Annotated in this window: 6 protein-coding genes; 1 reads left to right on the forward strand and 5 read right to left on the reverse strand. The window is 55.3% G+C overall.

The genetic code is table 11. The features are described from left to right. The 5 genes from RT340_RS18890 to RT340_RS18910 form a co-directional block, all read right to left on the reverse strand. The coding region (locus RT340_RS18890) for a diguanylate cyclase domain-containing protein (protein WP_313377483.1) at positions 1-1,289 on the reverse strand (1,289 nt) is incomplete at its 3' end. A 156-nt stretch (positions 1,290-1,445) separates the two neighbouring features. Further along, positions 1,446-1,742 carry a YbdD/YjiX family protein gene (locus RT340_RS18895; protein WP_058959794.1) on the reverse strand — a complete coding sequence of 99 codons (297 nt, stop codon included), beginning with the start codon at positions 1,740-1,742 and terminating at the stop codon, positions 1,446-1,448. Then, the gene (locus RT340_RS18900) at positions 1,735-3,801 is read right to left on the reverse strand and encodes a carbon starvation CstA family protein (RefSeq protein ID WP_313377484.1); all 2,067 of its coding nucleotides are present in this window, start codon (positions 3,799-3,801) and stop codon (positions 1,735-1,737) included. The genes RT340_RS18895 and RT340_RS18900 overlap by 8 nt, the downstream gene beginning before the upstream one ends. Before the next feature lie 184 nt (positions 3,802-3,985). Next, on the reverse strand, positions 3,986-5,920 hold the full coding sequence (locus RT340_RS18905; RefSeq protein ID WP_160833599.1) for an exoribonuclease II: 1,935 nt from the start codon (positions 5,918-5,920) through the stop codon (positions 3,986-3,988). Between the two features lie 126 nt (positions 5,921-6,046). Beyond that, a complete protein-coding gene (locus RT340_RS18910; RefSeq protein WP_313377485.1) occupies positions 6,047-8,356 on the reverse strand; it encodes an FdhF/YdeP family oxidoreductase in 2,310 nt (769 codons plus the stop codon). A gap of 248 nt (positions 8,357-8,604) precedes the next feature. Between RT340_RS18910 and RT340_RS18915 the strand changes: the two genes are divergently transcribed. Further along, positions 8,605-9,072 (forward strand): PTS transporter subunit EIIC (locus RT340_RS18915; RefSeq protein ID WP_313377486.1); only part of this gene is annotated, 468 nt, incomplete at its 3' end.

The raw sequence follows: 9,072 nt of genomic DNA on the forward strand, positions 1-9,072 counted from the left end.
AATTTGGGCTGGTAGTACACCACCAGATGCTCCAGCTCGAGCGCTTTACGCAGGTTGGTATCAAGCCAGAGATATTCGAAAACACGCTGATTCATCTCGTTAGCGAACACGCAGAATTTACCGCGCCCATTCTCTTTGGCGTGATACATCGCGGTATCGGCGTTGCGAATCAGACTTTCCCGATCCTCGCCGTGCAGCGGGGCCAGGGCGATACCAATCGAGCAGCCGCTGTAGACTTCGATCAAACCGACGCGGAAGGGTTGACGCAGGCGCTCAAGAATACGTGATGCCATGGCTTCCAGCGCAGCCTGGCTGGTATGTTCTGCCAGTACCACGAACTCATCCCCACCAAGACGGGCCAGCGTCTGATCTTTGCCCAGACAGCTGAGAATGGCGAGGGAGACCGCTTGCAGCAGTTGGTCGCCAAACATATGGCCGTAGGCGTCGTTCACCTTCTTAAAATTGTCCAGATCGAGATAAACCACGCCAGTTTGACTGCCATTGGCTAATTCCAGTGCCAGACTAATCTGTTGATGGATGGCATTGCGGTTCGGTAAACCGGTCACCGTATCAGTATTTGCGAGGACGCGTAAGCGTTCCTGAGCACGTCGCTCTTCTGTGATGTCGGTTCCAGAACAGATGAGGAAAATTTCATTTTTCCCACTACCACTGTGCACAAACTTATTACGAAACAGAAACAGTCGCTGGCCTTTTTTGGTTTTGATCCAGCGCTCTACTTCATAAGAGTTGCCATCGCGAAAGAAGCCCGAAATGTTGCGACGCGAAGCCTGCGCTTCCTGTTTGGTCATAAACAGCTGAAACACGTTGCGGCCGATCACTTCCTGCTCTTTGAGCCCGGTGTACTCTTCGCTTAAGCGGTTGAATCGCTGGATGTTGCCACGCTGATCGAGGATGACAATCACCGAATTTGCTTCGGAGACCACTTGTTCAGCGAAGGATAAACCCAGCGTTAAATCACGCGCTACGGAGGAGGTATCACCCCAGGCAGAAGAGGTGCCGGCCCATGTTGATTGGTTGACCTTGCGGCCGACAAAGTGCATAGGCACCGGCGCACCGCGCAGGGAGAGGGTCAGGTTGATACTGGAGGTGATCACCGTCATCGCACGCAGCAAACTGGCCTGCGCGGGGGTTAATGGAACCGCCAAATTGGTATTGGCATTCTCATCTTCGGCAAAATGCAAAGCATCGCTATCTGAAGTTAAACGCCAATGAGGGCTGGTTGTGCCAAACAGGGTGTATAGCAACGTTTGCCCTTGTTCATCGGTCATGGAAACTTCCTCCGGGGAAATGCTGAGCAGGCGGTATCTCATTATTTTAGCAACAGTATTCAACCTCCTGCGTTAGCACAAGATGCAAACCAAATATATTTTTGTTTTCACTAAAGAATGGCACGAAAAAGCCCCGAAAATCGGGGCTTAAAAATGTCAGCAAGGACACTTGCCGAGCTTGCCTGCCTGGCTGGGAAAACGGGCCTCAAGGCAGTAGCGATGAAAGGCTCGCTCATCCATCGGCGTTTGCCCGGGATGGTGCTCACGCATATGCTTCAGATAAGTTTGATAGTCGTGAACGCCAACCATTAAGCGAAAACTTTGCTTCAATCCCTGCCATATTTGTTGCCAGCGATTAAGAGTTTGCCCGGTGGCCTGGGGTGCGATCGGTAAGCAATGCTGAATGTGCCAGACACCAATCGGTTTTTTCCAGCGATGAATGGACTCAGACATTCCGCACCTCCTCACGCAGGGAGACTTCGGACTCATGGGTGGTAGGTACCTGACTGCCCAGGGCACGGCGAATAACAAAGAACGCTGCAATCAACATGGTGACGGCCACCAGCATAAAGAAGCCACACAGGGCCGCGTTAATTTGATTGCTAAACACGATGGTTTGCATGTCCGCCACGGTTTTCGCCGGGGCGATAATCACACCCTCATCAATCCCTTTACGGAACTTGTTGGCTTGTGCAAGGAAGCCAATGGAGGGCTTCTCGTGGAAAATCTTCTGCCAACCGGCGGTCATGGAGGTCACAAACAGCCAGGCGGTCGGTAAAATCGTCACCCACGCGTAACGCTGTTTCTTCATTTTGAACAGCACCACGGTGCAGAGAATCAACGCCATTGAGGCCAGCATCTGTTTGCCAATGCCAAACAGCGGCCACAGGGTATTGATGCCGCCCAGCGGATCGACCACGCCCTGGTAGACAAAGAAGCCCCATCCGGCTACGGCCACCGTGGTGCCCGCCATATTGCCCAGCCAGGAACGGTTGTTGGCCATGGAGGGCACCACGGTGCCAACCAAATCCTGCACCATAAAGCGACAGGCGCGGGTACCGGCATCGACCGCCGTCAGGATAAACAGCGCTTCAAACAGGATGGCGAAGTGATACCAGAACGCCATCATCACCCGGCTGTTGAATACCTCGGTGATGATGTGCGCCATCCCCACGGCGAAGGTTGGTGCGCCACCTGCCCGCGAGAGGACAGTACTTTCACCCACATCGCGCGCGATACCGCTCAGCATCTCCGGCGTCACGACAAAGCCCCAGCCGTTAATCACTTGCGAAGCGCTCTCAACGGTGGTACCGATCAGTGCTGCGGGTGAGTTCATCGCAAAATAGACGCCCGGATCGAGCACCGAGGCACATATCAGCGCCATGATCGCCACGAAGGATTCCATCAGCATCGCACCATAGCCGATGAATCGGATATGACTTTCACGCTCCACCAGCTTTGGCGTGGTGCCACTGGAGACCAGCGCATGGAAACCGGAGATGGCGCCACAGGCGATAGTGATAAACAGGAACGGGAACAGCGCACCCGAGAACACCGGACCGCTACCGTCGATAAATTTGGTCACTGCCGGCATCTTTAGTTCCGGCATCGCAAACACAATGCCAATTGCCAGACCAATGATGACGCCGATCTTCAGGAAAGTTGACAGGTAATCACGCGGAGCCAGCAGCAGCCACACCGGCAGCGAAGAGGCGACGAAGCCATAGATCACCAGCACCCAGGTCAGTTCGGTGCCTTTCAGTGTGAAGAGCGGTCCCCAATAAGGATCGGCAGCCACATCGCCACCGTAAATGATCGCCGCCATCATCAGCACAAAGCCGATAATCGACACTTCAGCGATCTTGCCGGGGCGCAGATAGCGCATATACACGCCCATAAACAGCGCGATTGGAATGGTTGCGGCGATGGTAAACAGTCCCCACGGACTGTTGGCTAACGCTTTCACCACCACCAGCGCCAGCGCTGACAGGATGATGATCATCACGCCAAGCGCACCGAGCATGGTGACCACGCCCGCAAACGAACCCAGCTCCTGACGTGCCATTTCGCCGAGCGAGCGACCATCGCGGCGCGTGGAGATGAACAGGATCAGGAAATCTTGCACCGCACCGGCCATCATCACGCCGACCAGAATCCAGATGGTGCCAGGCAGAAAGCCCATTTGCGCCGCGAGGATTGGGCCAACCAGCGGACCTGCACCAGCAATCGCCGCAAAGTGGTGGCCAAACAGCACCCATTTGTTAGTGGGCACATAATCGAGACCATCATTCAGCCGTTCTGCAGGCGTGCGGCGACGATCATCCAGTTCGAAAATACGTTCAGCGATAAACAGGCTGTAGAAGCGATAAGCAATGCTGTAGCAGGCAACGGATGCAATAACCAGCCAGACGGCGTTGACGTGTTCGCCACGGCTGAGCGCCAGCATGGCAAACGCACCCGCACCAATTAACGCCACCGCTAACCAGATCAATCCGGTTTTGACGTTGTTCATGAGTTAACTCCTTGTAGAGACCGGGAAAATAGGCGATCGGATACAACAAGTTAAAAGTAATGTAATGAATTGTTAACGACAGGGATTCGAATCAGAAGTGTGAAGCGGAAGGCAAATTTAACAACAGATAAAACTTAGGGGGAAAAATGCGGGATAACGGCTGTTATCCCGCAGATATTCATGCTCAGGCAGCCGGGCGCGCCACCACGCTACGGGTTTCCATACGCACTTCGGCGATGGTCACGTCGATAATGTCGGTCACGCGATAAGCGACTTCGCCTTTGATCTGCACGGTGCCGCTCTCTTGTGAGCACACCAGTTCATCACGCACCGCGTGGATGAACGGGGCAGGGATAAAGGCAACGGCGCCGTTCTCCAGCAGACGTACGCGCATACCGCCACGAGACACGTCGATGATCTCGGCGCTGAATTTGCGATCGGTCCCGGCAGACGGCGCGAGGAAGCGCGCATACAGCCAGTCACCCACATCACGTTCGGCCATGCGGTTCAGGCGACGACGCTCACTCATAATGGCGGTGAACTCGTCTTTTGGACGGGCAATGCTGTCGCCGCGCACAATGGCTTTCAGCAGGCGATGGTTGATCATATCGCCGAATTTACGAATCGGCGATGTCCAGGTCGCATAGGCTTCGAGGCCCAGACCAAAGTGCGGACCCGGTTCGGTGCCGACTTCAGCGAAGCTCTGGAAGCGACGAATGCGGCTGTCGAGGTACTGCGTTGGCTGGGCATCCAGTTCACGACGCAGCTGGCGGAAACCTTCCAGCGTGGTGATCGCCTGAGGATCCACGGTAATACCGTGACCGGCCAGCACGCCAGCAGCTTGCTCTGCGTTTGCCAGATCGAAGCCGGTGTGCAGGTTATAGATACCGAAGCCCAGCTTCTCCTGCAGCACTTTGGCCGCGCAGACGTTAGCCAGAATCATCGATTCTTCAACGATGCGGTTGGCGATGCGACGTGGCTCAGAAATGATATCCAGCACTTCGCCTTTTTCACCCAGCACAAAGCGGTAATCAGGGCGATCTTTGAACACCAGCGCGTGAGTTTGACGCCACTCGCTGCGCGCCAGACACACACGATGCAACAAGCGAATCTGCCCGGCGATCGCCTCATTCTCTGGCTGCCAGCTACCGGCGTTTTCCAGCCAGTCTGACACTTCGTCATAGACCAGTTTGGCTTTAGATTCGATCCAGGCCGCAAAGAAATGCACTTCACCCGTTACGCTGCCGTCTGCCGTGAGCGTCACGCGACAGGCCAGCGCTGGACGACGCACATTTGGGCGCAGCGAACAGATGTCATCAGACAGTTCGCGCGGCAGCATAGGGATGTTGAAGCCAGGTAAATAGTTGGTGAACGCGCGCTTTGAAGCCAGCTTATCCAGCTCGCTGCCTTCCGCAACGTAAGCGGTCGGATCGGCAATCGCGATGGTCAGCTGCAGATTGCCGTCAGCCTGCTCTTCAACATACAGCGCATCATCCATATCTTCGGTGCTGGCGCTATCGATGGTGACGAAGTTCAGCGCGGTAAGGTCTTCGCGCTGCAGGTGCTCATCCAGCATTTCGCCGAAGCCAACGTTCGGGGCTTCGCGCTCCAGATTATGGCGCGACAGGGTGACCCACCACGGCGCAAGATGATCGTCCGCAGTGACAATGAATTCGGTCAGTTCAGCATAGAATCCGCGATCGCCTTTCAGCGGATGGCGGCGCATTTCCGCCACGGCCCAGTCGCCATTCTGAAAATCATGGGTGACGTCGCGGGCAGTGCGGCACTGGATCGCCTCTTTCAGCAGCGGATGGTCAGGCACAATCGACAAACGATCGTCCTTCTTCTGCACGCGGCCCACAAAGCGGGTCAGGAACGGCTCAATCAGGGTTTCCGGCTCGGCGCTCTCGCGATCTTTATCAGTGTGGATCACCGCAGAAATACGGTCACCGTGCATCACTTTTTTCATCTGCGGAGGGGGAATGAAGTAGCTTTTTTGGGCATCGACTTCGAGGAAGCCAAAGCCTTTTTCCGTGCCTTTCACAACACCTTCGGCGCGCGGAGTTTGCGCGTGAAGCTTCTCTTTAAGCTGCGCGAGCAGCGGGTTATCCTGGAACATAATGTATTTAGTTTCGTGGCCTAAGAGCGGTGGACAGTTTTACGCGAATCAGGGGCGCGCGGCAAGGCCAAAACAGGCTAAAAAGCCGCATTACGCGGCTTTTTACCTTCTGATAACGCTGACGACTCAGGCAATACGTTGGGTCGGTTCAGCGGCGGTTAACGCCAGTTTTACCGGCACCGATTTCGAGGTCGGCGTCCCGCTGCCGTCACCATAGCTGGAGAGCGGCACCAGCGGGTTGGTTTCCGGATAATAGGCCGCGAGATTACCGCGCGGAATGTTATACGGCACCAGCTTAAAGCCACTCACACGACGCGTCAGGCCATCATTCCACAGTGTTTCGATATCCACCAATTGGCCTTCACTGAAGCCGAGTGATGCCATGTCATCCGGGTGGATAAACACCACTTCACGCTGACCATACACACCACGATAACGGTCATCGAGGCCGTAAATGGTGGTGTTGTACTGGTCATGCGAACGCAGGGTTTGCAACGTGAACGGCACCTCCACTTCGCTGCCCAGCTGTGGGAACAGCGAGGTTGGCAAGGCTGCCGCGCTGAACTCCGCCCGTTTGCTTGGTGTATTAAAACGCAACTCCGCTGCTGCGCTACCCAGGTAGAATCCACCCGGAATATTACACTTGTTATTGAAGTCAGCAAAGCCAGGAATGGTGGCGCCAATGTGATCGCGGATCACGTTGTAATCATCGGCCATGCCCAGCCAGTCAATCTTGTCGCTACCCAGCGTGGCGTGTGCAATACCGGCCACAATCGCGGTTTCGGAGCGCTGGGTGTCTGCCAGAGGAATACCCACACCTTCTGAGGCGTGCACCATGCTGAAAGAGTCTTCAACGGTGATGAACTGGTTACCGCTGGCCTGACGATCGCGCTCAGTACGGCCGAGCGTCGGCAGAATCAAACCTTCGTGGCCCGGCACCAGATGGCTGCGATTGAGTTTTGTGCTGATGTGCACGGTCAGACCGCAATGCTGAAGCGCTTCCTCCGTCACCGGGGAATCGGGTGCGGCAGCCGCAAGGTTGCCGCCCAGAGCGATTAACACTTTTACTTCATCACGCAGCATCGCGCCCAGCGCTTCAACGGTGTTATGACCGTGTTCACGCGGCGGTTCGAAGCCGAAATGCGCGCCTAAGGCATCAAGGAACGGCTTATTGGGTTTCTCATCGATCCCCATGGTGCGGTTCCCCTGCACGTTACTGTGGCCGCGCACCGGACACAGGCCAGCGCCTTTTTTACCCAGCTGTCCAAACAGCAGTTGCAGGTTGGTTATCTCACGCACCGTATCAACGGAGTGTTTATGCTGAGTCACGCCCATCGCCCAGGTAATGATGACACGCTCAGCACTTTGGTAGATCGCGGCCGCTTCCCGAATCTGCGCTTCGCTCAGGCCGGATTGACGCACGATATCGTCCCAGCGCGTGTTATCCACGGCAGCCAGATAGCTCTCAATGCCATGGGTGTTGGCGTCGATAAATTCTTGATCGAAGATGCCCGGTTCACCCGCAGCTAAACGCTCGCGTTGCACTTCCAGCAGAGTTTTCACCATGCCGCGAATCGCTGCCATGTCACCGCCAAGATTGGGCTGATAATAGGCAGAACTAATGGTTCCCGCCATGGAGGTGACGACTTCCAGTGGTTTCTGCGGGTCGGCAAAACGTTCCAGCCCACGCTCGCGCAAGGTATTAAAGGTAACGATTTTCGCACCGTGATCGGCCGCGTGGCGCAGGCTGTGCAGCATACGTGGATGGTTAGTCCCCGGATTCTGACCGATAACGAAAATCGCATCAGCGTGGTCAAAATCATCCAGGCGGATGGTGCCTTTACCGACGCCGATGCTACGCTTCAAGCCGGTGCCGCTGGCTTCGTGGCACATGTTTGAACAGTCAGGGAAGTTATTGGTGCCCATCACGCGGCCGAACAGCTGATAGAGCCATGAGGCTTCGTTACTGGCGCGCCCGGAAGTGTAAAGTTCCATCTGGTCGGGATGGTCCATCGCCTTGAGGTGACGGGCGATCATCGCCAACGCATCATCCCAGCTGATCGGTTCATAGTGATCGGTGGCGCTGTTATAGCGCATCGGATGCGTCAGGCGTCCCTGATACTCCAGGAAATAGTCGCTCTGTTGATACAGCGTGCTCACGCTGTGCTGAGCGAAAAACTCGGGCTCCACCACGCGGCGGGTCGCTTCCCAGGTCACCGCTTTCGCGCCGTTCTCACAGAAGCTGAAGGTGCTCTTGTTGTCATCACCCCATGCACAACCCGGGCAGTCAAAGCCACGCGCTTTGTTCATGCGCATCAAATTGCGCATGTTTTTCAGCGCAGCTTTACTATCAAGGACGAAACGGGTGGTAGCTTCCAAAGAGCCCCAGCCGCCAGCAGCGGCACGATAAGGCTGAATTTTACGTTTAAATTTCATAGTCGTTGCAGGCTTATTGTTTATGAATTGTTATCAGAATATGACTTCTGTTGTGAGGAAGTGTGCGACTGACAGCAAAAGTTGTCTAATTGATTGGTTTAATGGTGCGATAGGCGGCGTTTATCGCGTTCAAGCCCGCAGAAGCGTGATGCAGTTCAAACTTTATCCGCTGGCAGGACCGGGCTGCGACGTGAGAATCCAATAACTGGCTAATAATTGCTCTTTCTATCGATGAAAGGGCGCGCACCATGAAGAATCTTGCCAGCCAAATTCATGCCTTCGGTAAAGCATTAATGATGCCGATCTCCGTTATTGCCGCTGCCGGTATCTTTCTCGGTCTGGCTGCCGCGATGCAGAATCCCGCCGTCACCGGTGATGCCTTTGCCAATCTACAGGTGCCACAGCTGATTATTGGCTTTATCCGCAAAGTGGCGGCGGCTTTATTTGCCAATCTGCCCGTGTTCTTCGCCGTTGCCAGCGCCATCGGTCTGGCGAAAGCGGAGAAGCCTACTGCGGCTTTTGCGGCAGTCATTGGCTATGTCGTGATGAATGTGGGCATCAGTGCTACGCTGGCCGCCAAAGGGCTGACGGCGGCTACTACGACCCCAGAAGCCTTACAGCAAGCAGGCCTGGATCAAACCACGGCGATGATGACCTCGGCAGAGTACATCGAGATGCTGGGCATCTTTACTTACAACATGAGTGTGCTTGGCGGC

Origin of the sequence: Pantoea sp. CTOTU50773 (assembly GCF_032082325.1) — a bacterium.
Taxonomy (GTDB): Bacteria; Pseudomonadota; Gammaproteobacteria; order Enterobacterales; family Enterobacteriaceae; genus Pantoea; species Pantoea communis.

What these genes read in the sequence shown, in the direction of transcription:
- RT340_RS18895 (WP_058959794.1), bottom strand. Translation starts at nt 1,742, where the DNA reads ATGTCTGAGTCCATTCATCGCTGGAAAAAACCGATTGGTGTCTGGCAC.
- RT340_RS18900 (WP_313377484.1), bottom strand. Translation starts at nt 3,801, where the DNA reads ATGAACAACGTCAAAACCGGATTGATCTGGTTAGCGGTGGCGTTAATT.
- RT340_RS18905 (WP_160833599.1), bottom strand. Translation starts at nt 5,920, where the DNA reads ATGTTCCAGGATAACCCGCTGCTCGCGCAGCTTAAAGAGAAGCTTCAC.
- RT340_RS18910 (WP_313377485.1), bottom strand. Translation starts at nt 8,356, where the DNA reads ATGAAATTTAAACGTAAAATTCAGCCTTATCGTGCCGCTGCTGGCGGC.